We start from the raw sequence: 22,661 nt of genomic DNA on the forward strand, positions 1-22,661 counted from the left end.
CTGCTGCTCACGCGGCTGCCTCGCCTTCTCCGTCGTCGTGGCCGGTCGACAGGAGCTCGAGGACCCTCGCCGTGGGCCCGGCGACCTCGACGACCACCGTGAGCTCCGCCTCCTGCGGGTCCCAGCTCCACGACCAGCCGGCGGGGTCGGTCGGGAAGAAGGGCCGGACCCGCACCTCCTGCCCGCGCAGCCCCGGCAGCGAGAGGACGACACGGTCGTCGTCGCCCTGGCAGCGCCAGACGCTGAGGTGCGTCACGGAGCCGCCACCGGCACCGACACCCGCGTCGGCACCCGCACCCGCGGTCAGCGCCAGGGCCGTCCACGCGTCCTCCCACGCCGGCAGCCCGAGCGGCCACGACGGCACGGCCCGCTCGATCGAGCCGAGCACCTCGCGGTGCGCCGACACGGCGGCGCGGACGACGTCGCGCTGGGCGGCGTCCATCCGGTTCAGGTGCCCGGACAGGTACATCCGGCCGAGCACCGCGTTCACGAGCGAGAACGTGAACAGCTCGGGCTCCATGCCGGCGTGCGGGTAGGCCCAGTGCCCGGCCTGCTCGGGCAGCAGCGCGGCGGGCGCCGCGGCCGCGATCGTCGCGTACATCACCGGGTCCTGCTGGTCGGAGGTCGACTGCACGTGCAGCCGCGACATCATCGCCCAGTCCATCCGCATCGCGCCCGAGGCGCAGTTCTCGATCAGGAGGCGCGGGTGGCGCTCCTGGACGTCGTCCAGCCAGGCGAGCAGCGCCCGCGAGTGCTCGAGCAGGCCCGCACCGGGAGCGAGCCCGCCGGCGTCCGTGCCGGGGCCCGTCATCGTGTTGTAGTCCATCTTGAAGAAGCCGACGCCGTGGTCGCCGACGAGCCGGTCGACGACGCCGTCGAGGTGCGCCCGCGCGGCCGGGCTCCGCAGGTCGAGCAGGTGCCGGCCGTGGTCGGCGACGCGGACGCCGCCCCGCGTGAAGAACGCCTCGTCGGGCAGGGAGGCGGCGAGCGGCGACCGCACGCCGATCACCTCGGGCTCGAGCCACAGCCCCGGCACCATCCCCCGGTCTCGGATCCGGTCGAGCACCTCGTCGATCCCGCCGGGGAACCGGCTCGCGGCGGGCTGCCACTCGCCGACCGTGTCCCACCAGTGGCCCTCGGCGTACCAGCCGGCGTCGATGCAGAAGTAGTCCGCGCCGACCTCGGACGCGGCGTCGATCAGCGGCAGCAGCTTCTCGGTGGTGGGGTCGCCCATCAGCGTGTTCATGTAGTCGTTGAAGACGACGGGCAGGTCGTGGTCGACCTCGCGGACGAGGCGCGTGGCACGCCGCTGGGCCGTCATCGCGGCCAGGACCTCGTCGACGCCGCCCGCCGCGACGGCGACCGAGGCCGGCGCCGACGTGAAGACCTCGCCGGGGCGGAGCACGAGGCTCCAGTGGTTCTCGGGGTCGGTCGGTCCCGACAGCAGCAGGTAGGCGCCGTGCCGCGTCTCGCCGAGCTCGAACAGCCAGGGCCCGGCGTGCTCGACCTGCCAGGCGAGCGCGGCCGAGCCGTCGCGGGCGAGCAGCGCGGCGGTGGGCACGGCCTCGCCGCTCGACCACGAGCCGCGGTCGCCGACGACGAGCCGCGTGCGCGGCGGCTGGTGCTGCACGTCGCGGTCGATGCGCGCGAGCCCGGCGTCGCGCAGCGGGGTCGTCGACCAGCGGCTCTCGGCCACCCAGTCGTTCGCCGCCGTCGCGAGGGCGAAGGCGTCGACGTCGTCGTCCCGTCCGAGGAACGCCCCGGTCGCGATCGTCGACACGGCGTCGAGGGTGAGCGGGGCGGCGCCGGGGGCGAGGCCGACCTCGGTGTGCGTGCGGAACGCGGGCACCGCCTCCTGCGCCTCGAGGACGCTGGTGACGACGAGGCCCGAGGCGTCGTCGCGCTGCTCGATCCGCAGCCGGGCCGTGCCGTCGTCGTCGACGTCGGCCTCGTGCGACACGTGCCGCAGGGCCGCGCCGAGCACGGTGTCGACGTGCCGGAAGCTGCCGGGGAACCGCCCGTGCCCGAACGCCGAGACCTCGACCAGGGCCTGCAGGAGGCGGTCGGGCACGTCGCCGTCGTCGCCCGGCCACAGCGCGGGCGCGACTCCCGGCTCGATCGCGATCAGCGCGACAGGCCCGTCGTCGGGCAGGGCGAACGTCAGGTGCAGGGCCCCGGTGCCCCAGTGCAGCAGCCGCACGTCAGCGCACCGCGGCCTTCGCGGCGAGCGCGTCGCCCGCCGGCGCGGACCCGGCCTGCACCCACGCGCCGGCGTAGTGGTCGTAGCAGATCGAGTTGTCGATGCTCGAGCGGTCGGGCGCCGACTCGTCGCTCACGACCTTGCCGACGCGCTCGGGGTCGGGCGCGGCGAGCGCGAGCAGCTTCGTGTAGTCGTGGTGCGGGTCGAGGATGACGTCGTCCGCGGGCCCCCGCTCGACGACGCGGCCGCGGTAGAGCACGAGGATCTCGTCCGAGAAGTGCCGCGCGGTGGCGAGGTCGTGCGTGATGTAGAGCACGGCGAGGTTGTCCTCGCGCTGCAGCCGTCCCATCAGGTTGAGCACGCCGAGGCGGATCGAGACGTCGAGCATCGAGACCGGCTCGTCCGCGATGAGCACCTGGGCGCCGGGGGCCAGGGCCCGGGCGATCGCGATCCGCTGGCGCTGCCCGCCGGACAGCTCGTGCGGGCGGCGGGCGGCCATGTCCTCGGCGGGTCGCAGGTTGACGCGCTCGAGCATGTCGAGCACGCGCTCGTGCGTCTCGGCACGGCCCCTCGTGCGGCGGTGGATCCGGAGCGGCCGCGCGATGTGGTGCTCGATCGAGTGGAACGGGTTGAGCGACGCGAACGGGTCCTGGAACACCATCTGCACGTGTCGCCGGTAGACGGAGCCCATCACGGGCGTGCCGTCGTCGAGCGTCACGTCGATCGTGCCCGAGCTCGGCTTCTCGAGCTTCGCGAGCATGCGGGCGATGGTCGACTTGCCCGAGCCCGACTCGCCCACGAGGGCGACCGTGCGGCCGGGCAGCAGGTCGAACGACACCGAGTCGACGGCCCGGAACGCCTCGCGCCCGATGCCCTTGCGGACCGAGAAGTCCTTGGTCAGGTCGGTGACGTGGATGCTGGTCATCGCGGGTCCTCCAGGTCGTCGGGGTCGGGCAGCACGATGGTGCGGGTGTCCTGCTCGAGGGGCGAGCCCTCGTCGACGCCGGTGCGGATGAACGCGCCGCGCGAGCCGCTGAGGCTCGGGAACGAGCTGAGCAGGCGGCGCGTGTAGGGGTGCTGGGCGTCGGCGTAGATCTGCTCCGCGGTGCTCAGCTCGACGATCTCGCCCTGCAGCATCACGGCGATGCGGTCGCTGATCTCGAGCAGCAGCGGCAGGTCGTGCGTGATGAACACGACGGCGAAGTCGAGCTCGTCGCGCAGCCGGACGATCTCGCGCAGGATGTCGCGCTGCACGACCACGTCGAGGGCCGTGGTCGGCTCGTCCATGATCATGATCTGCGGCTCGAGCAGCATCGCCATCGCGATCATCACGCGCTGGCGCATCCCGCCCGACAATTCGTGCGGGTACGAGCGCAGCCGCACCGGGTCGACCCCGACGCGCTCGAGCACCTCGGCCGCCCGGGCACGGCGCTGCGCCTTGCTCAGCTGCTTCTCGTGCGTGACGAGCACGTCGTCGAGCTGGGTGAGGATGGTCGTCACCGGGTTGAGGGCGTTCATCGCGCCCTGGAACACCATCGACAGCTTCGACCAGCGGAACGCCCGCAGCTCCTGCTCGCCGAGGGCGAGGAGGTCGATGTCGGTGCCGTCGCGGTCGTGGAACGTGATCGAGCCCGTCGAGATGCGCGCCGGCGGCTTGTGCAGCCGGTTGATCGCGTACGCGAGGGTCGTCTTGCCGCAGCCCGACTCCCCCGCCAGCCCGAGGATCTCGCCCGGCGCGAGCGTCAGGCTCGCGGACTTGACCGCCGTGACCGGGCTCTCGACCTCGTAGACGACGGTGAGGTCGTCGATCGTCAGCACGGCGTCGCGACGGGTGCGGGGCCGGGACGCGACGGGCGCCTCCTGCGTGGGGGTCATCGGGAGGCCTTCTTCGCGAGACGGGCGCGCTTGCGGTGCAGGCGCACGTTCTTGAGCTTGGGGTTGATGATCTCGTCGATCGAGAAGTTGATCAGCGAGAGGCCGGTGCCGAACAGGGCGATGATCAGGCCGGGAGGGCCGAACCACCACCAGGCGCCGAGCGGCAGGGCGAAGCCGTTCTGCGCGTAGAACAGCATCGTGCCGAGGGTCGACGAGTTGGAGGCGCCCAGTCCGAGGAACGACAGGCCCGCCTCCCCGAGGATGGCCGCGATCACCGCGAAGACGAACTGCGACGCGAGCACCGGCAGCAGGTTCGGCAGGATCTCGACCGAGATGACGCGCCACGGCTTCTCGCCGGCGACGCGGGCCGCGGCCACGTAGTCGCGGCTGCGGATCGACAGGGTCTGCGCGCGCAGCACCCGGCTGGACGCTGCCCAGCCGGTGATCGCCAGCACGATGCCGATCGTCCAGAGCCCGCGCTGCTCCTGCGGCACGAAGCCCGAGATCACGATGACGAGGGGCAGGCCGGGGATCACGAGGAACACGTTCGAGAACAGCGAGAACGCCTCGTCGGTGAACCCGCCGATGTAGGCGCCGAGGATGCCGAAGAAGGCCGAGAGGGCCGTCGCGAGGATGCCGACGATCAGGCCGATCTGCAGCGAGCCGCGGGTGGCCCAGGCGAGCTGGGCGAAGACGTCCTGCCCGGTCTGGGTCGTGCCGAGGAGGTGCTGAGCCGACGGGCCGGTGAGGCCGATGTCGCGGATGACGGTCGGGTCCTGCACGAAGAACGGGCCGACGATGCCGAAGAGCGCGATGGCGCCGACGAGGCCGAGCCCGGCGGCGAGCCACGGGGTCATGGTCGGCAGCATCAGCCGCCAGGCGGAGCGCCTCGGCTTGCCGAGGTCGGCGGCCTCGGCGGCCTCGGCGGCGAGCTGCGAGGTCGAGTCGACGACCGTGGTGGTCGTGTCGGGGGCGACGTTCGTCATGGGTGCTGCCTCCTGCTGGGGGTGCGGCGGGCCATCAGCTGCGCGCCCGGGTGCGGGGGTCGATGATCCCGTAGAAGAGGTCGACGACGAGGTTGGCGCCGAGCACGGCGAGGGTGATGAACAGGAAGATGCCCTGCATCAGCGCGTAGTCGTTGTTCGTGACGGCCGACAGGAGCTTGCCGCCGATGCCCGGGTACGAGAACACCTGCTCGGTGACGATCGAGCCGGAGACCACGAAGCCGAGCGAGATCGCGAAGCCGGCGACGCTCGGCAGCACGGCGTTGCGGGCCGCGTAGCCGCGGAGGATGCGGCCCTGGCTGAGGCCCTTGGCCTGCGCCGTGAGCACGTAGTCCTCGGACAGCGTCGACACCATCATGTTGCGCATGCCGAGCAGCCAGCCGCCGATCGACGCGATGACGATGGTGAGCGCCGGCAGGAACCCGTACTCGACCGCCGACGAGATGAACTGCCAGTTCAGCCCCGGGTCGAGCACGACGTCGTAGCCGCCCTGCGAGGGGAACAGCCTCAAGGAGGTGGCGAGCACGTACACGAGGATCAGCGCGAGCCAGAAGTAGGGCACCGCCGCCAGCAGCGTGGTGGCCGGCACGAGCGAGTCGAGCCAGGTGCCCGGCTTCCAGCCGACGAACGCGCCGAGCAGGACGCCGAGCGCCGCGCCGATCACGGTCGCCAGGCCGACGAGGACGATCGTCCAGGGCAGCGACGACCCGATGACCTCGGTGACGGGGGTCGGGAAGTAGCCGACCGAGATGCCGAGGTCGCCCCTGAAGATGTTGATCAGGTAGTTCCAGTACTGCACCGGGAGCGGATCGGAGGAGTCGCCTCCGAGGAGGAGCTCGTACGCCTTGCGGGTGTCAGGGGTGACGATCCCCCCGCGTTGCTGCAGCTTCGCCAGCAGGATGTCCACCGGGTTGCCCGGCAGCAGCCGAGGGATCAGGAAGTTGATGGTCAGCGCGGCCCACAGGGCGACCGCGTAGAAGCCGAGCTTCCGGACGAAGTAGTTCACGTGTCCTCACCGGTCCTCACGACGACGAGCTCCTCCTCCGCCACGGCTACTCGCCGACCGGCTTCAGGTTCTTGAAGATGATCGAGTTGTCCGGCGAGGCCCAGATGGCGGGGAACGCGTAGAGGTCGTCCATCGTGGGCCAGCCGGTGAACTTCGACGAGTGGTACTCGCTCGTCGTGCCGCCGGTGAGGACGGGCACGTAGGGCATGTCCTCGACGATCGCGGCCTGGATCACGTCGAACTGCGCCTGGCGCGCCTCCGTGTCCTCGGGGTTCGTGGCCTTGAGGGTCTCGAGCGCCGCGTCGACCGCGGGGTCGCTGAAGCGGGCCATGTTCGTCGGGGCCGCCTCGCCGACCGCCGCCGTGTAGGCGGTGTTGAAGTACTGGTCGTACAGGTAGTACGGGTCGGACGCGGCGCCCTGGCCGAGCGAGTCGATCGCGAGCTGGTAGTTGCCCTTGCTCTTCTTGTCGGTCCACTCGTTCCACGACGACTGCGAGGCGGTCAGCGAGATGCCGGCGGCCTTGAGCTGCTGGCCCATCGTGTCGATCGCCGTGATGTAGTCGGTCCAGCCGGTGACGACCTCGACCGTGAGCTTCAGGTCCTGGCCGTCCTTGGCGTAGATGCCGTCGGAGCCCTTCGCCCAGCCGGCGTCCTCGAGCAGCGACGAGGCCTTGTCCAGGTCGGGGGCCGCGGGGGCGACGGGCTCGGCGACGGCGCTCGAGATGAGGTCCTCCTGCGTGCTCGTCAGCGCGAACGTGGGCGACACCTCGCTGGCGGTGTCCTGGAACGCGAGGGAGTTCACCTGGTCGCGGTTCAGGGCGTAGTAGATCGCCTGGCGCACGGCCGGGTCGGTCTGGGGGCCCTCGCAGCCGAGCTCGGCGTTCGAGCAGGTCATCAGCGCGACCTGGTTCTGCGGGATCGTCACGGCGTCGTAGCCGGGGTAGTTCTTCGAGACGTTCTGGATGTCGGGCACCGGGCCGGTCTGCCAGTCGATCGTGCCGGCCGCGAGCGCGTCGGCGCCGGCGGTGTTGCCGGACAGCGACAGGTAGCGGACCTTCTTGACCGCGGGCTCGCCGCCCCAGTAGGTCGGGTTGGCGGCCAGCGTGAAGGCCTGCGCCTTGAAGTCGTCCATCGTGTACGCGCCGGTGCCGACAGGCTCGGCGATGACGTCGGTCGTGGGGTCGATGTCGCTCCACAGGTGCTCGGGCACGATCGGCGTGCGACCCAGCAGGGCCGGGCCGGTCACGAACGCCGGGTGGTCCCAGGTGAAGGTGACGTGCGTGTCGTCGGCGGCGGTGACCGTGCCGTCGAAGCCGTTGGTGTTGATCGAGGGGGTGTCGAGCAGCATCTCGAAGGTGAAGACGACGTCGTCGGCCGTGAAGGCCTCGCCGTCGGACCAGGTCGCGTCGTCGCGCAGGGTGACGTCGAGCTGCGTGCCCTCGGCGTTCCAGGTGTACTCGCTGCCGAGCAGGGGCTCGTAGTCCTCGGTGTTCACGTTGGTGACGAAGAAGAGCGACTCGTAGATCGCGCCGATGCCGCCGATGGACGACGGCGAGTACGGGTTGAAGTTGATCTGGTAGTCGCCGGCCTGGCCGGTGTAGACGACGAGCGTGTCGCTCGGGCTGCTCGAGCCCGAGCCGCCGGCGGAGCAGCCGGTGAGGCCGAGGGTCAGCGCGGTGGCGGCGGCTGCCGCCCCGATCGCCCAGGCCCTGCGGACGGGCCTGCGGCCCGTGGTTGCGCGGAGGAACATCGTTGATCCTTTCCCAGGGCGCGACCACTCGGGGCAGTCGACGCCGACTTCGTTGTCACAGGCGGGCTGGGCCGCGCTGTCGGGTCATTGTTACCCGACTAAATTAAGTCCGTCAAGTTTGTGGGAGCAAGCCTCAGGAACCGTGACCGGACCGTTGCCGGGCGACGACGGGCGACGACCGGCGACGAGGAGGCGCGATTCAGGAACGGGGGCGGCTGCGGTCCTGAGGCGTGCACGGATCAGGACGGCGCCTCCCCCTGCTGCGGGACGCAGGACGGATCTTCCTGAATGAGGAGGGGGCGGGGGCGGGGTCAGCGGCGGGGCGGCGCGGTGGTGCCGCGCACCACGATCTCGCTGTCCGGGGCGCGGACGAGCATCTCGGGTCGTCCGTCGAGCATCGCGAGCACGGTGCGGGTCGCCGATTCCCCCAGCGACGGCACGTCGCGGCTCACCACGGACAGCGGGGGCGTCGCGAGCTGGCAGAGGGGCGAGTCGTCCCACGCGAGCAGCGAGAGGTCGCCCGGCACGGAGACGCCGAGGTCGGCCGCGGCGGCCAGGCCGCCCACCGCCATCGCGTCGTTGTCGTAGACGATCGCCGTGGGACGCCGCGGCCCGCGCAGCAGCCGGCGGGTCTGCGCCTCGCCGCTCTCGGCCGAGTAGTCGCCCGGCAGGACCAGGCCGCTCGCGGCTCCTCGTCCGACGGTGAGGTCGAAGGCCTCCGAGCGCGCCCGCGTGTGGCCGAGCTCGACGGGCCCGCTCACCCGCCCGATCACCGAGTGGCCGAGGCCCACGAGGTGCGCGACGGCCTGGCGCATCGCGCCCCGGTCGTCGACCTCGACGGTCGAGACGCCTCCGCCCTGCGGCTCCTGGCCGAGGACGACCGTGGGCAGCCCGAGGGCCGCGAGGACGGGCAGCCGTGGATCGTCGTCGACGAGGTCGGCGAGCACGACGCCGCGCACCCAGCCCTGGGCGGTCCAGCGGCGGAAGCAGGCGAGCTCGTCGTCGTGGTCGGCCACCAGCTGCAGCAGCACCGTCGCCCCGGCCCGCGTCGCCGCCGCCTCCATGCCCGCGAGGAACGCCGTGTGGAACGGGTCGATCCCCAGGCTGAAGGGCGCCCGGCGCTGCACGAAGCCGATGGCCGGGAGGGAGGGAGGCGCGCCGGCCGTGCCGGCGCCCACGGGCGGGGACACCAGTGCAGTATCGCCCACCGCGGGGACCACGGTCGACCTGCGGGGCCGAGGAGGCGCCTCCTGCGTCGCGAGGCCGGTCAGGACCTCGGTCAGGGCGCCACCGCCAGCAGCAGGCCGTTCGCGTGGCGGAGCACGGTCCGGCCCACGAGCGCGTCCGGGTCGAGGCTCGCGGCGCCGTCGCGGCCCGCGACGCGGAACGTCGCCGACTCCCCCGCCAACAGCGTGACGAGCCCGCGGTCGACCGTCGCCCGCGGGTCGAGGACGTCGACCAGCAGGGTGACGTCGCGGGCGTAGCTCCGCGCCGTCACGGTGACGAGCCAGGCGTCGCCGTCGCGGACGACCTCGGTCGCGACGGGGTCAGGGTCGAGCCGCTGGTCGACGACCTCGGCCGCGTCCCAGACCGCCCGGCCCGAGCCGAAGTCGGGCAGCACGGCGACGAGCAACTCGGCGGCCGGGTCGAGCGCGTCGACGAGCGGGGACGGCACCGTCAGCTCGACGCTGCCCCGGGAGCCGACGGCCCCCGGCACGACGACCTCGTCGAGCACGTCGCCCGCGAAGGTCGTGCGGCGCAGCACGACGTCGCCCGCCCACGCGTCGTCCACGTCGTTGAGCAGAACCACGGCGAGCGAGTCGCCGCGCGGCTGGATCGTCGCGAGGCGCGGCGCGTAGCAGTCGCGCAGGGCGAACCAGAGCGGCTTGCGGTGCTCGTCGAAGTCGACCGCGGCCCACGACGTGACGGGCCAGTCGTCGTTCAGCTGCCACACGATCGTGCCGGTGTTGAGCGGCGCGAGCGACCGGAAGTGCTCGACGCCGAACCGGATGGCGGCGGCCTGGTTGAGCTGCGTGGCCCAGTGCCAGTCCTCGATCGTCGCGGGGGCCGGCAGGTGGCCCTGCATGCCGCGCTCGAGCTTGAGGTTGCCCTCCTCGGCCTTCTGGTGCACGAGCATCTGGTGGCCGTAGGGGTCGAGCGGCTCGTCGTGGACCGAGCCGACGAGAGTCGACCAGGCGGGCGGGCCCTGGAACCCGAACTCCGAGACGAAGCGGGCGGGGTACTCGCGGTAGGCCGTGTAGTCGCGGCGGTTCCAGACGTCCCAGATGTGCATCGTGCCGTGGCGGTGGTCGTTCGGGTGCACCTCGTCGGACGACGCCAGGGGGTCGCCGAACGAGAACGGGCTCCCCGGCGAGTAGGCGCGGGTGCCGTCGAGCTCGGCGACGAGCCGCGGCAGGAGCTCGCGGTAGTAGCCGTCGCCCCAGGTGCGGCCCTGCAGCTCGGCCTTCCAGCCCCAGTCGACGAAGCCCCAGATGTTCTCGTTGTTCCCGTTCCAGATGACCAGCGACGGGTGCGGGCTGAGCCGGGTGATCGCCTCGCGCGCCTCGGCCTCGACCTCGACGGCCAGCCAGTCCTCCTCGGCGTAGGCCGCACAGGCGAACAGGAAGTCCTGCCAGACGAGCACGCCGGCCTCGTCGCAGGCGTCGTAGAAGTCGTCCGACTCGTAGATGCCGCCGCCCCAGACGCGCAGCAGGTTCATGTTCGCCTCGGTCGCGTCGGCGACGCGACGCCGGTAGCGGTCGCGGTCGATCTCGGTGACGAACGCGTGGTCGGGGATCCAGTTCGCCCCGCGCACCTGCACGACGCGCTCGTTCACGAGCACGACGAAGGGCGTGCCGTCGGCGTCCGGCGTCGTGTCGACGCGGACCGTGCGGAAACCGACCCGCGACGTCCAGGAGGCGGTCGTCGCGTCGGGCGCACCGCCTCCTGCGCCGTCGTCCACGGGCGCCGCGGTCACGCGGACGCCGTACAGCGGCTGGTCGCCGTGGCCGAGCGGCCACCAGAGCCGCGCGTCGGGGACGACGAGCTCGAGCGCGGCCTCGGCGGTGCCGACCGCGACGTCGACGCTCGCCTCGGCCACGCGGTCGCCCTCGGGCGAGGTCACCTCGACGGCGACGCGGCGCTCGCCGGTCGTCACGCCGTCCCACTCCAGCGCGACGCGGGCGTCGAGGGTGCCGGTCGCGCCGGTCGACTGGGGCGCCTCGTCCACGCGGACGAGCGGACGCACCGAGGCGATCCGGACGCCGGACCACGAGTCGAGCCCGATCGGCCGCCAGATGCCGGCGCCGGCCACGTCGATGCCCCAGTCCCAGCCGAACGAGCTGGCCTGCTTGCGCAGCATGTTGAAGGGGTGGTGGTTGACGTGGGGCAGGGCACCGTGGAGCTCGACCCGGGCCTCGGCCTCGGCGACCGGGGCCGCGAAGGTGACGGTGAGCGTGTTCCGCCCCTCGACCAGCGCCTCCCTCACGTCGACGCGGTAGCTGCGGTGCTGGTTCTCGGTCCGGGCGACGACGCGGCCGTTGAGCTCGACCACCGCGACGGTGTCGAGGCCCTCGGCGACGAGGTCGTGCCGCACGGACCCGTCGTCGTGCCAGGTGAAGGTGGTCGAGAAGCGCCACGAGGTGTCGCCGATCCACTGCTGGGCCGACTCGGCGTCGCCGTCGAACGGGTCGGTGACCAGGCCGGCGGCCAGCAGGTCGGTGTGCACCTGGCCCGGCACGGTCGCCGGGACTCGTCGGCCGGCCACGGCGTCGGGCACCGGACCGGTGACGGCCTCGACGGTCCAGTCGTCGTGCAGGGGGGAGAAGACCATGGTGTCCCTTTGCGTCCAGGGATCTCCGACCCCTTCGTCAAGCAGCCTAAGTAAGCCGCTCAGACCCTAGACTACGGGTTGGAGGTACCACATGGTCAACCCGCGCCTGCTCTCGAGCGCCCCGACGAGCCGCGGGCTCGCCTTCGACCTGATCCGCTCGCAGGGGCCCATCAGCCGGGTCGAGCTCGCGGAGCGCACCGGCCTGACGCAGGCCACCATGTCGAACGTCGTCCGACAGCTGATGGTCGACGGGCTCGTCGTCGAGGCGGGCCGCCGCGAGTCGACCGGCGGCAAGCCGCGCACCCTGCTCAGCATCGACCCGCTCGCCCGCTTCGCGCTCGGCGTGCAGCTCGGCGCCGACGCGGTCACGGTCGTGCTCACCGACCTCGGCGGGGCCATGGTCGGCCGGCTGCGCACCCACGGCGTCTACGGCGAGGCTCCCGACGCGGCGGTGGCGCGCATCGCCGCCGTGGTCGCCGACTTCCTCGCCGGGCTCGGCGTCCCCGCCGAGCGGGTCGCGGGCCTCGGCCTCGTGACCCCGGGGCCGATCGACCTCCGCCACGGCAGCATCCACGGCGCTCCCCCGCTGGAGGCGTGGGCCGGGTTCCCCCTGGTGAGCGCCGTCACCGAGGCGACCGGCCTGCCCGTCGTCCTCGACAACGACGCCACCGCGGCCGCCATCGGAGAGTTCTGGGGCGGCTCCGTCGCCGACTCGGCGGCGCACTGCACCGTCTACTACGGGGCGGGCATCGGTGCGGGCATCGTGCTCGACGGCGTCGTCTTCCGCGGGGCCAGCTCGAACGCCGGCGAGCTCGGGCAGGTGATGAGCCGGGCACCCGGGCCGTTCCTGGCGAACACGACGGTCGAGAAGCTCGCGGGGCCGGTCGGCGTCGCGCTCCGGGCGCGCGCCGCGGTGGCCGCCGGGCGCGAGGCAGGCTTCGCCCTCACCGGCCTGACCGACCCCTACGCCGACTTCAGCGTCGTCGCCACGGCGGCCGTCCACGGCGACCCGCTCGCCCTCGAGCTGATCCGCGACTCGGCCGAGCACCTCGCCGCCGCGGTCGTCTCCATCGCCAACGTGCTCGACCTCGACTCGATCGTGCTCGCCGGGCCGAGCCTCGCCATCGCCGGCGCCCTCTACCTCGAGGCGGTCCGGCGGCGCGTCGACGAGGACTTCTTCGCCCGGGCCGCCCACGGCGTCAGCGTCGAGCTCTCGGCGTACGTCGCCGACGCGGCGGCCGTCGGCGGGGCGGCGCTCGTGCTGCAGCGCGAGATCACGACCCGCTCGGCCGGCGCCGCGCCCGGCAGCCCGTCCGCGCCCGCGAGCCCGTCCGCTCCCGCCGGCCCGGCCGCTCGCCCCGTCCCGCCCACTCCCCCGGAGGCACCATGACCAGCTCGACCGTACCCTCGTCCTCGTCGTCGCTCACGTTCCCCGAGTCGACCGCGACCCCGCTGCGCGGCGGGCCCGCACTGCGCTGGGGAGTGATCGGCACCGGCGAGATCGCGGGCGACTTCACCGACGCCCTGCACGCGCACACCGACCAGCGGGTCGTCGCCGTGTCGTCGCGCACGCTCGACAAGGCCGAGCGCTTCGCCGCCTCCCACGGCGTCGCCACCGCGGTCGAGGGGCAGGAGGCGCTGGTCGCCCTGGCCGAGGTCGACGTCGTCTACGTCGCCACGCCCCACACGAGCCACGTTCCCGACGCCCTGCTCGCGATCGACGCCGGCAAGCACGTCCTCGTCGAGAAGCCGTTCGCGACGACCACGGAGGAGGCGGACCGGCTGATCGCCGCCGCCCGCGCGGCCGGGGTGCTCGCGATGGAGGCCATGTGGACGCGGTACGTGCCGCACAGCACCGTGCTCGCCCGGCTGCTCGCCGACGGCGCGATCGGCGACGTCCGGCTCGCGACGGCCGACGTGGCGTGGGCGAACGACCTGTCGTCGGGCGGGCGCATGGCCGACCCGTCCCTCGGCGGCGGCGCGCTGCTCGACATCGGCGTCTACGCCGTCTGGTTCGCCCAGTTCGCGATCGGCAGGCCGGTCGACGTCCGGGCCACGGGCACGGCCCGCGCCGACGGCGTCGACCTCGAGGCGGCGATCGCGCTCCGCACGGCCGAGGGCCGCGTCGGCACGGCGGTCACGAGCCTGCTCACGACGTCACCGGGCCTCGGCACGATCAGCGGCTCGACCGGCACCGTGCGGATGCTCGAGCACCTGGTCTTCCCTGCCTCCTTCGAGGTGTCCACCGCCGCCGGCACGGCGACGTGGCGTGACCCGTCGGTGCTGCGGGGCCGAGACGGGCTCGCCTACGAGGCGACGGCGCTGGCCGCCTTCGTCGCCGAGGGGCGCACGGACTCGCCGCTGCACTCGCTCGACGACGCGCGGTCGGTGACGGCCGTGCTCGAGGCGACCCGCGCCTCCTTGACCGTGGTCTGAGGCTGCCCGCCAGCGGTCGCCGCCGCTGGTCGGCCCGCCGGCCGCCACCCGCCGGAGCACGGGCGTGTTCGTCGCGGGCGGGCGATCGCGGCGGCCCGTCCGCGACGGACCCGCCCGGAGTCCCGGCGCCCAGGGCGGCCCCGGTGGCCGCTCCGCGCCTCCTGCTCCCTACGAGCGAGGCACCCGCACGGTCAGCCCGCCGGGCTCGATCCAGGTGCGGAAGCCCGTGGCGACGCCGAAGCCGTCGCCGTCGACCTCGATGTCCTCGGGGCTCTTGAGCTCGACCTCGATCTGCTTCGCCTTGACGTAGCGCAGCGCCTCGTTCTCGGTGCCGGGCAGCTTGTCGGCGAAGGGCAGGCGACGGACGACGCCGTTCTCCCAGAACACCTTGAACAGGATGTGGGCCCAGCCGCGGACGCCCTTCGGGCGCAGCAGCAGGATGTCGAACAGGCCGTCGTCGATCGCCGCGTCGGGCAGCAGCACGATGTTCGCGGGCAGGGCGCCGCAGTTGCCCACGATGATCGTGTGCGCGTGCATGTCGCGCTGCTTGCCGCCGTCGATCCTGTAGCGGAACACGAGCTGGTTCTCGTCGCGCAGCGTGGCGACCAGCGCCTTCACGTAGGCGAGCCAGCCGACCTTCGCCTTGAGGTCGTCGTCGGTGTTCGCGAGCATCTTCGCGTCGATGCCGAGGCCGGTCATCACGACGTAGACGTGCTCGCTCGACGAGCCGTCCTCGCGGCGGATCTCGAGCATGCCGAGGTCGATGTCCCGGTCCTCGCCCGAGAAGGCGGTCTCGAGGGAGTTGTCGAGGTCCTCGAGGGTGAGCTTGAGGTTGCGGGCGAGCAGGTTGCCCGTGCCGCTCGGCAGCAGGGCGAGCGACGCGTCGGAGGCGTGCACCGTCTCGGCCACCGCGCGGACCGTGCCGTCGCCGCCGGCCGCGATGACCATCGTCGCACCGGCCTCGAGGGCCTCGAGGGCGGGGCCCTGGCCGGCGTCGTCCTCGCTCGTCTCGAACCAGAGCGTCGTGCCCCAGCCGGCGGCGCCCTCGGCACGGGCGACCGCGGCCTTCACCACGTCGAGGTCGATCTTGATCGGGTTGTAGACGACCGCGGCGACCCGTGTCGCCCGCGACGCGGCCGGGTCGGTCGAGGCGTCGGCCGAGGAGGCGGTGGCGGCGTCGGCTCCGGACGTCACGGGGGGCGTCGGATCGGTGTCAGTGGTCACCCGTCGATGATGCCACCGCGACGGCGCGGCGGGCCGGGCGGGGTGTCCGGCGAAACTCAGGACGCCGCGGCGCCCGACTCCTGGATCGTGCACGACTCAGGACCGCCGATCCTGCGCACTGCGAACTCAGGAGCCAGCGTCCTGAATGACAGAGCACGGAGGCGAGACGCACGAGGGCGGAGGGGCGGGAGAGCAGGAGGGACGGGTCAGGCGTCGACGGAGGGCACCGAGGCGGTCGCGATCTCGACGCCGTCGGCGCCGCGCACCTCGACGGCGACGACGTGCTCGCGCAGCACCGCCGCGTTCATCCGGCAGTCGATGGTCACGTCCGTGCCGAGGAACGCCCCGGACTCGTGCTCGGCACCGGTGTCGTCGACGACGACGACCGAGAACGCCTGCCCGATCGGCAGGCCGTCGACCGTGAGCACGGTCTCGGTGCCCCAGGTGTGCGCCACGAGGTCGCCGTCGACGGCGACTCCCGACGGCTCGCCGGCGAACGCCACGTGCTCGACGGCGCCCAGGGTGCCGGGCGGGCCGGCGACGTGGGCGTCGCGGGGCGTCGCGGCGAGCACGCCGCCGCCGACGCCGATCGCGACGCAGGCCGCTGCTCCGAGCACCGTGAGGGCGACGCGACGCGTGCGGCGGGGGCGCAGGGGGACCACCGAGGCCGACGCGGACCCGGGAAGCGGAGCCGGGGCACCCGGCGCGACCGGCGCCTCCTCGGCTCGGTCGTCGCCGAGGCCGGCCTCGTCCCGGGCGACGGCCCACTCGACACGGTCGCGCAACCGGGCGTCGGCCGGGGCGTCCTGCCAGGTGCCGACGGGCCCGAGCCGGGCCACGACCCCGCCGAGGGAGGCGATCTCGTCGTCGACGGTCGGGTCGACGACGCGCAGGGCGTCGAGCTCGACGGCCTCGTCGGGCGACAGGTCGGACGCGAGCGCGGCGGCGATCAGCTCGGCGCGGCGGTCGGACTCGGGGCCCGCCGGGTTCGCGGCGCGGTCGGACGTGGGGTCGGTCACGAGAGGTTCTCCCCGTCGTCGAGGTGGCTTCGGAGGGCACGCAGGGCGTAGAAGCAGCGCGTGCGGAGGGTGGCGACCGGGACGCCCGACACGTCGGAGAACTCCTGGTAGCTGAGCCCGGTCAGGTGGACGGCGACGACGACCTCGCGGTGCTCGTCGCTGAGCCGCGCGAGCCCCTCGACGATGCCGAGCCGCTCGAGCGGGTCGGCCGCGGGGGCCGCCTGCTCGGGCGCGTGCTCGTCGGGCACCAGCACGGGGGTGCGCTGACGGGCGCGGTGCACGTCGAGCACGACGCGCCGCTCGATCGCGAACAGCCAGGTGCGTGCGCCACCGCGGGCCGGGTCGAAGGAGGCGCGGGCCCGCCAGGCGCGGAGGAACGTCTCCTGCACGCAGTCCTCGGCGAGGGGGCGGTCACGGAGGGCGTTGACCGCGAAGCCGAGCAGGGCCGAGCCGTGCTCGGCGAAGGCGGCGGACACGTCGAGGCCCGGCGAGGTGGTCGGCGCCGCGGGGCCGGACGTCGAGGGGCCGGACGTCGGGGGGCCGGGCGACGGCTGGCTCATCGTGCTCCCCTCCTGCGGGACGGGACGCGTCAAGACGAGCGACATCCGGCTCCTCTCAGCCTACGGGGCGGCTCCCGACGGATCACCAGGAGCTCTCGAGAGGGACTACGGCGGCGAGCCCGTCCGCGTTCACCGGCACCTGGTCCCGTCCGCCGCGCCGCCCCTCCTGGGCGTCGGGCCTCAGAGCTGGCGGACGAGCGCCGGGATCTTCTCGCGGAACGGGAAGAAGCCCCTCGAGGCATGCGGCCACGCGACGCTGTCCCACCGTCGACGCACGGTGACGAAGGCGATCCCCTCGGACGCGAGAGCAGGACGGAGCGTCGCGAGTCGCTCGTGGACAGGGCCGATCGGGGCGTACGGGACGACCACGGTGTCGAGCCCCTCGGCCAGGACCCAGCTCACGACGGAGTCGGGCTCCGCGTCCGTCAGCACCTGGGCCGCCCGTCCACTCGCGTCCCGGGTCCGCTCCGCGGCGTCCTCGAGGGAGGCCGACGTGAAGTAGGCGACGGCGTCCGAGACGCCGGCAGGCGACCGGTCCCCCGGGTCGGCAGCCACCGCCGCGGCCGCCACGTCGCCGAGGAGGCCGGGCTGCTCGGCGAGCAGGCTCGTCGCCTCGAGGTCCTCCTCGTGCAGCAGCAGCCCCGCCCGGTCGCCGACGACCCCGGCGACGTCGTCGGGCTCGAGGGGGGTCCGGGACGGGAACGGCTCCTCGTCGAGCGCGCGGGCCGTCGTGGCCAGGCTGCTCGGCGAGAACCGACCGTCGGTGAACCGGGAGATGTTCGAGGCGGTCGCGAGGTACGTCTTGCCCTTCGTCTGGAGCCCGGCGACCCACCTCCACGACAAGGTGTTCGAGGCGGCGTCGCCGTCGAGCAGGTGCCGGTAGAAGAAGTCGGCCCCGAGCTGCCAAGGCAGGCCGAGCGTGAAGACCCAGATGCTCGCGAACCACATGCGCGTGTGGTTGTGCAGGTACCCGGTGTCGACGAGCTCGCGCACCCAGGCGTCCATCGCGTCGATGCCGGTCCGCCCCGCCACCGCAGCCTCGTACCCGGCCGGCAGCTCGCCCGCGAGCAGGTCGAGGACCTCGAGCCGGTACCGCCGCCACACCTCTGGGTTCTGCTCCAGCCAGCCCTTCCAGTAGGTCCGCCAGAACACCTCCTGCACGAACTTCTCGGCTGCTCCGAGCGTGTGCTCGTCGAGGACCGCGCCGACCACCTCCTGCTCCGTCAGGAGGCGGTGACGCAGGTACGGGGACAGCCCGGAGACGTTGCTCCTCGAGGGGCCGAGGCCGAGGTCGAGGTTGCGGTCGCGGGCGTAGGCCCGGCCGGCGCGGGGGACGAAGTCGTCGAGCGCGTCGAGGCCGGCGGCTCTGGTGGGGATGGGCACCGGCCCATCATGCGACTCGCGGTGTGGCGGAGGCTGACCACGACCGCCTCGCCGTGCTCAGCCGCGCTCGCCTGCGGTCTCGTCAGAAATTTCTCGGATCACCCGTGAACGCCGGACGGGTCGTCGTCGTAGGCCCTCGTGACAGGCGTCGTCCGACCGGGCGACGTCACGCGCCGCCCCCGAGGGGCCGGCGTCCACGAGAGGCAGAGGAAGCATGACGATGAAGCGTTCCGTCCGACACCTGACCATCGGAGGCGCGGCCGTGGCCGCCGCCACCCTGATCGTGGCCGCGCCCGCCGCGGCCGAGACCACCGTGCCCGAGCCCAGCTCGTTCACCAGCGCCTTCACCGTCATGGCGACGCCCGACCAGGTGATCAACAACGACGGCGTGGCCGTCGCCGGCGAGCCCGGGGCCACCGGCACCTTCGACTTCCGCATCAACTCGGACACCGAGGTGATCTGCTACGACATCACCCTGACCGGCGTGACCGGCGACTACCAGAGCCCGGCGAAGACGGCGACGCACATCCACCAGGCCGCGGCCGGCCAGCCCGGCCCGCCGCGCATCTCGTTCCCGAACCCGACCGACGCGGACGGCGACGGCGTGCGCGAGGCCAGCGGCTGCCTGCAGGGCCCCTTCACCACCGGCGTCACCAACGACGCGGGCGCCGACACGGGCACCGGCTTCACGCTCGCCCAGATCGAGGCGAACCCGGCCGGCTTCACCGGCGACTCGCACACGGCGGCCTTCGCCGCCGGCGTCGTCCGCGGCCAGCTGACCCAGGTGCCGGTCGGCGGAGTCGACACCGGCGCCGGCGGAGCGGCCTCGGCCGTCGCCGCGGGCACGTCGACGTCGTCCGGCGCGGACAGCGGAGCACTCGTGGGCGCCGCCGCGGTCGGCGGACTCGTGCTCGTCGGCGCGACCGGTCTCGTGCTGCGCCGTCGGGCTGCCGCACGGGCATGACGCTGCCTGCCGGTGCGCGTCGGACGGGCGGCTCCCTGCGGGGCGCCGCCCGCCCGGCGCGCCTCGGCACGCTCGGCCGCACGGGCCGGGTGGCGGCAGGCCTCGGGCTCGGGGTCGCCGCCGTCCTGGTGCTGACGGGGTGCGCGTCGGGCGAGGCCGAGCCCTCGCCGTCGAGCCCGCCGCCCGGGGAGGTGAGCGAGGCGCCGTCGTCCCCGGCGCCTCCTTCGACGCCGTCGCCCACGGCACCGGCGCCTGCGCCCGTGGTCGGGATCGGGGCAGAGCCCGCCCGCGTCTCGGTGCCGGCCATCGAGCTGGACGAGCCGCTGATCGGCCTCGGGATCGCCCCGACCGGCGCCATGGAGGTGCCTGTCGACGCCGACGAGGTCGGCTGGTTCACGGGAGGTGGACGTCCGGGAGGCCGCGGGCCGACCGTGATCGCCGCCCACGTCGACTCGACGTCGGGGCCGGCGGTGTTCTTCCGGCTGTCGGAGCTCGTGGCGGGCGACGAGGTGACCGTGACGACCGTCGAGGGCACCGTGGTGCGCTACGTGGTGGACGAGGTCGTCGACGTTCCCAAGGCGGAGTTCCCGACCGCGCGGGTCTTCGGCGCCCAGCCGACCGACCAGCTGCGACTGATCACCTGCGGCGGCGTGTTCGACTCGGGCTCGGGCCACTACGACCAGAACCGCGTCGTCTTCGCGTCGCCTGCGGCCTGAGCCGGTCGCCACACGCGCGGCGCCGTGCCGCCTCCGGTTCCGTCGAGGGCGGGTCAGCGTCGTCGAGGGCGGGTCAGCGCCGACCCGCCCTCGACACGGATGACCCGCCCTCGACGAGAGGGAACCTGCGGACAATGACGCGGAGGCCGACGCCGGAGGGCCGGGCCGCGTGTGCGACCCGGCCCTCCGGCACTCTGCTGCCTCGCGAGGAGGCACCTTCGTCGACGGTCAGCGGCGACGCGCCCGACGGTGCGCCGTGACGACGAGCGCCGTCCCGACCGCGGCGAACAGCAGCGCGATCAACGCCGGCGCGAGGGGCTCGTCACCCGTGAACGCGAGCGACGAGTCGGACGGGCTCGGCGACGACGGCTGGCGCGTGGGCGAGGCGGCGGCCGGCGTCGCACGCGTCACCGGGGTGACGGCGGTCGCGGCGGGCGTCGTCGTCACGGGCGTCGTCGTCACGGGCGTCGTCGTGACAGGCGTCGTCGCGACGGGCGGGGTCGTCCCGGCGGGCAGCGTCGGGATCGGCGGCGTCGTCACCGGCGGCGTCGTCACCGGGGGCGTCGTCACCGGCGGCGTCGTCACCGGGGGCGTCGTCACCGGCGGCGTCGTCACCGGAGGCGTCGTCACCGGGGGCGTCACGACCGGGGGCACGTCGACGCCGTCGGCCTCGCCGCCCGCGCTGGCCTGGCGGGTGACCGACTGGGCCGGGAACGACTGGGGCGTCGCGCCCTCGGTGCGGGCGAGCACGGTCACGGCGCTGTTCGAGAAGCTCTGCGCCGCGCCCGTCCCCGTGGCGGCGGCGAAGTCGACCGGGGCGACGAGGCGGTAGAAGTGCCCGGCCGGCGCGGTCGGCCACGTCACCGTGACCTGGCCGGGGGTGCACGTCACGGAGGCGGCGGAGACGGCGAGCGCCTTCGACGAGCCCGGCACGTAGAGCCCGCGGGCGTCGGCCTGCCGGTCCTGGAAGCTCAGCGAGCCACAGGCGAAGGTCCAGGTCTGACCGGCCGGACGCGTGTCGGTCGTCGTCGCCGTGGCGAACGGGCCGACAGGCGTGTCGATGCGGTACTCGAGGGCGCCCAGCGGGTTCGTGCGCCCCTGGTCGGCCCGGGTGAAGACGCCGTACTTCGAGGCGTTCAGGTGGCTGCCGACCGGCCCGACGGGCGTGACCTGGGTGGTGAAGGCCGCGCCGCCCTCGACGACGGAGGTGAAGGGAGAGGTGACGCCCGACGGGGTCGTCGTCGAGTCGAACGACGACTCGATGAAGGCCGAGCCGCTCACGTTCATGTGCGTCTGCACGAAGTCCGTGAAGGTCACCACGAGACGGACGCTGGCGACGGCGCCGTTCGCGGCGGCCGTCTTGACGACCACGGCGTTCGCGACGACCTCTCCGCTCGCGAGGTCGAGCACGGGGAACTTCTCGGGCAGGTTCGTGAGGCGCGGGCTGAGCAGCACGGTGAAGGAGTCACCGGCGACGGCGCTGGCCGGCACGGTGAAGTCCAGCGTCGTCTTGACCTGCGCGCCCTGCTCGGGCGTCGTCGGGGTCACGGCGATGTCGGTCACGGCAGCGGGCAGGTTCGTGCCGGGGGCGACGGCCGCGGCGGACACGTCGGCAGCCGTCGGGACGGCCGCAGACGCAGGGGCAGCCACTCCGAGGGCGAGGCCCCCGGTCGCGAGCGCCAGGGCGACGGCCGCGGCGAGGCCCGCACGGCGACGAGGCCGGTGCAGGGACGAGGAGGCGAGGGGCGCCTCCTGCAGGAGGGTCGGGTTCGGGAGGAGGCGCGGATCGGCGACGATCCCACGGGTTCTGGGCATTCGGGTGCTCTCTGTCGGGGCCCGCTCGGGTGTGGCGACGTCGCGACGAGCCCGTGGACACGCCGGTGGGTGGCCGACGAGACGTTCGGGTGGGGCTCGGCGCGGCTGCTGCCGCGGGACGGTGAAATCTAACCCCCCGGACGGGGGGACGGGCCCGTCTGTCGTCCGATGCTCACCCGTATCGACGCTGAATCCACCCGTAGCGGGTGGCCGCCGGGGCACGGACGAGTGCGCGGGCGCACGGCTCCGACCCGCACGTGCCCCGACGTCAGCGGTAGTGCTGCTCCCCGCGGGCCGCTTTCTCGACGACGTCGCGGACGCGGGCCGCCCGCACCGCCGGCGTCTTGATCGACGCGAGCCGGAAGAACACCCGGAACCGCTCGGTCTTCGTCAGGCCGTCGAAGAACGCGGCCGCGGCCGGGTCGGCGTCGAGCGCGGCCCGCAGGTCGTCGGGCGCGACCGCGTCGCGTTGTCGGTACGCGGCGTCCCACCGGCCGTCGGCCTTCGCGCGCTCGACCTCGGCGAGCCCCGCCGGCTGCATCCGCCCCTCCGCGACCAGGCGCGCGACGTGCTCGCGGTTGACCTGCGACCACGGGCTGTTCCGGCGTCTCGGCTGGAACGCGGTCAGCATGTAGTCGTCGTCGAGCCGCGCGTTCTGCCCGTCGATCCAGCCGTGGCAGAGGGCGACGTCGAGCGCCTCGGACCAGGTCATGCCGGGGGCGCTGCTCGTCTTCTTGCGGAGCTTCAGGCGCACGCCGACGACGTCGTCGGTGGCGGCCAGCCACTCGCCCCACTGCTCGACGGTGAGGTCGAGCACGGGCTTGTCGGCGACGCTGACCATGGAGCGAGGGTAGCGGCGGCCGCCGACAGAGCGCGA

Annotated in this window: 18 protein-coding genes; 4 read left to right on the plus strand and 14 right to left on the minus strand. The window is 73.5% G+C overall.

Annotated elements, in window-relative coordinates; genetic code table 11:
* Positions 1-7: 7 nt before the first annotated feature.
* From ACZZ97_RS10745 to ACZZ97_RS10780, 8 genes are all read right to left on the minus strand, one after another.
* The gene (locus ACZZ97_RS10745) at positions 8-2,200 is read right to left on the minus strand and encodes a glycoside hydrolase family 36 protein (protein WP_463473138.1); all 2,193 of its coding nucleotides are present in this window, start codon (positions 2,198-2,200) and stop codon (positions 8-10) included.
* Position 2,201: 1 nt separating this feature from the next.
* Complete coding sequence (locus tag ACZZ97_RS10750) at positions 2,202-3,125, minus strand: ABC transporter ATP-binding protein (protein WP_463473139.1); 924 nt, start codon at positions 3,123-3,125, stop codon at positions 2,202-2,204.
* Positions 3,122-4,075: an ABC transporter ATP-binding protein gene (locus ACZZ97_RS10755; RefSeq protein WP_463473140.1), complete on the minus strand. Its 954-nt coding sequence runs from the start codon at positions 4,073-4,075 to the stop codon at positions 3,122-3,124. The genes ACZZ97_RS10750 and ACZZ97_RS10755 overlap by 4 nt, the downstream gene beginning before the upstream one ends.
* Positions 4,072-5,061: an ABC transporter permease gene (locus ACZZ97_RS10760; protein ID WP_463473141.1), complete on the minus strand. Its 990-nt coding sequence runs from the start codon at positions 5,059-5,061 to the stop codon at positions 4,072-4,074. Before ACZZ97_RS10760 ends, ACZZ97_RS10755 begins: the two co-directional genes overlap by 4 nt.
* Before the next feature lie 34 nt (positions 5,062-5,095).
* Positions 5,096-6,085 carry an ABC transporter permease gene (locus ACZZ97_RS10765; RefSeq protein WP_314102538.1) on the minus strand — a complete coding sequence of 330 codons (990 nt, stop codon included), beginning with the start codon at positions 6,083-6,085 and terminating at the stop codon, positions 5,096-5,098.
* 46 nt (positions 6,086-6,131) lie between these two features.
* Positions 6,132-7,835: an ABC transporter substrate-binding protein gene (locus ACZZ97_RS10770; protein WP_463473142.1), complete on the minus strand. Its 1,704-nt coding sequence runs from the start codon at positions 7,833-7,835 to the stop codon at positions 6,132-6,134.
* Positions 7,836-8,146: 311 nt separating this feature from the next.
* The gene (locus ACZZ97_RS10775) at positions 8,147-9,025 is read right to left on the minus strand and encodes a LacI family DNA-binding transcriptional regulator (protein ID WP_314102536.1); all 879 of its coding nucleotides are present in this window, start codon (positions 9,023-9,025) and stop codon (positions 8,147-8,149) included.
* Positions 9,026-9,114: 89 nt separating this feature from the next.
* Positions 9,115-11,667, minus strand: a complete 2,553-nt coding sequence (locus ACZZ97_RS10780; protein ID WP_463473143.1) for a glycoside hydrolase family 2 protein — start codon at positions 11,665-11,667, stop codon at positions 9,115-9,117.
* 91 nt (positions 11,668-11,758) lie between these two features.
* On the opposite strand from ACZZ97_RS10780, the gene ACZZ97_RS10785 reads away from it, so the two are divergent.
* Both ACZZ97_RS10785 and ACZZ97_RS10790 read left to right on the plus strand, forming a co-directional pair.
* Entirely contained in the window at positions 11,759-13,057 is a 1,299-nt protein-coding gene (locus ACZZ97_RS10785) for an ROK family transcriptional regulator (protein ID WP_463473144.1), read from the plus strand.
* Positions 13,054-14,103, plus strand: a complete 1,050-nt coding sequence (locus tag ACZZ97_RS10790; RefSeq protein ID WP_463473145.1) for a Gfo/Idh/MocA family protein — start codon at positions 13,054-13,056, stop codon at positions 14,101-14,103. Before ACZZ97_RS10785 ends, ACZZ97_RS10790 begins: the two co-directional genes overlap by 4 nt.
* 168 nt (positions 14,104-14,271) lie before the next feature.
* Here the strand turns inward: ACZZ97_RS10790 and ACZZ97_RS10795 are convergent, their stop codons facing one another.
* The 4 genes from ACZZ97_RS10795 to ACZZ97_RS10810 form a co-directional block, all read right to left on the minus strand.
* Positions 14,272-15,327, minus strand: coding sequence for a diacylglycerol/lipid kinase family protein (locus ACZZ97_RS10795; RefSeq protein WP_463473146.1), 1,056 nt, complete (start codon positions 15,325-15,327; stop codon positions 14,272-14,274).
* 206 nt (positions 15,328-15,533) lie between these two features.
* Complete coding sequence (locus ACZZ97_RS10800) at positions 15,534-16,346, minus strand: hypothetical protein (protein ID WP_463473147.1); 813 nt, start codon at positions 16,344-16,346, stop codon at positions 15,534-15,536.
* A complete protein-coding gene (locus tag ACZZ97_RS10805) occupies positions 16,343-16,951 on the minus strand; it encodes a sigma-70 family RNA polymerase sigma factor (RefSeq protein WP_463473148.1) in 609 nt (202 codons plus the stop codon). Before ACZZ97_RS10805 ends, ACZZ97_RS10800 begins: the two co-directional genes overlap by 4 nt.
* Positions 16,952-17,086: 135 nt before the next feature.
* Positions 17,087-18,289, minus strand: a complete 1,203-nt coding sequence (locus ACZZ97_RS10810; RefSeq protein ID WP_463473149.1) for an FAD-binding domain-containing protein — start codon at positions 18,287-18,289, stop codon at positions 17,087-17,089.
* A gap of 220 nt (positions 18,290-18,509) precedes the next feature.
* On the opposite strand from ACZZ97_RS10810, the gene ACZZ97_RS10815 reads away from it, so the two are divergent.
* Positions 18,510-19,253: a CHRD domain-containing protein gene (locus tag ACZZ97_RS10815; RefSeq protein ID WP_314104452.1), complete on the plus strand. Its 744-nt coding sequence runs from the start codon at positions 18,510-18,512 to the stop codon at positions 19,251-19,253.
* The gene (locus ACZZ97_RS10820) at positions 19,250-19,969 is read left to right on the plus strand and encodes a class F sortase (RefSeq protein ID WP_463473150.1); all 720 of its coding nucleotides are present in this window, start codon (positions 19,250-19,252) and stop codon (positions 19,967-19,969) included. Before ACZZ97_RS10815 ends, ACZZ97_RS10820 begins: the two co-directional genes overlap by 4 nt.
* A 228-nt stretch (positions 19,970-20,197) precedes the next feature.
* On the opposite strand, the gene ACZZ97_RS10825 is transcribed toward ACZZ97_RS10820, so the two are convergent.
* Together ACZZ97_RS10825 and ACZZ97_RS10830 are read right to left on the minus strand one after the other, a co-directional pair.
* A complete protein-coding gene (locus ACZZ97_RS10825) occupies positions 20,198-21,784 on the minus strand; it encodes an Ig-like domain-containing protein (protein WP_463473151.1) in 1,587 nt (528 codons plus the stop codon).
* A 268-nt stretch (positions 21,785-22,052) separates the two neighbouring features.
* A complete protein-coding gene (locus ACZZ97_RS10830) occupies positions 22,053-22,625 on the minus strand; it encodes a YdeI/OmpD-associated family protein (protein ID WP_463473152.1) in 573 nt (190 codons plus the stop codon).
* Between the last annotated feature and the right edge of the window lie 36 nt (positions 22,626-22,661).

This window comes from Frigoribacterium sp. AC512, assembly GCF_979258295.1.

Coding starts and splice junctions, on each gene's coding strand:
- ACZZ97_RS10750 (WP_463473139.1), bottom strand. CDS start 3,125: ATGACCAGCATCCACGTCACCGACCTGACCAAGGACTTCTCGGTCCGC.
- ACZZ97_RS10755 (WP_463473140.1), bottom strand. CDS start 4,075: ATGACCCCCACGCAGGAGGCGCCCGTCGCGTCCCGGCCCCGCACCCGT.
- ACZZ97_RS10760 (WP_463473141.1), bottom strand. CDS start 5,061: ATGACGAACGTCGCCCCCGACACGACCACCACGGTCGTCGACTCGACC.
- ACZZ97_RS10770 (WP_463473142.1), bottom strand. CDS start 7,835: ATGTTCCTCCGCGCAACCACGGGCCGCAGGCCCGTCCGCAGGGCCTGG.
- ACZZ97_RS10780 (WP_463473143.1), bottom strand. CDS start 11,667: ATGGTCTTCTCCCCCCTGCACGACGACTGGACCGTCGAGGCCGTCACC.
- ACZZ97_RS10785 (WP_463473144.1), top strand. CDS start 11,759: ATGGTCAACCCGCGCCTGCTCTCGAGCGCCCCGACGAGCCGCGGGCTC.
- ACZZ97_RS10790 (WP_463473145.1), top strand. CDS start 13,054: ATGACCAGCTCGACCGTACCCTCGTCCTCGTCGTCGCTCACGTTCCCC.
- ACZZ97_RS10805 (WP_463473148.1), bottom strand. CDS start 16,951: ATGTCGCTCGTCTTGACGCGTCCCGTCCCGCAGGAGGGGAGCACGATG.
- ACZZ97_RS10815 (WP_314104452.1), top strand. CDS start 18,510: ATGAAGCGTTCCGTCCGACACCTGACCATCGGAGGCGCGGCCGTGGCC.
- ACZZ97_RS10820 (WP_463473150.1), top strand. CDS start 19,250: ATGACGCTGCCTGCCGGTGCGCGTCGGACGGGCGGCTCCCTGCGGGGC.
- ACZZ97_RS10825 (WP_463473151.1), bottom strand. CDS start 21,784: ATGCCCAGAACCCGTGGGATCGTCGCCGATCCGCGCCTCCTCCCGAAC.
- ACZZ97_RS10830 (WP_463473152.1), bottom strand. CDS start 22,625: ATGGTCAGCGTCGCCGACAAGCCCGTGCTCGACCTCACCGTCGAGCAG.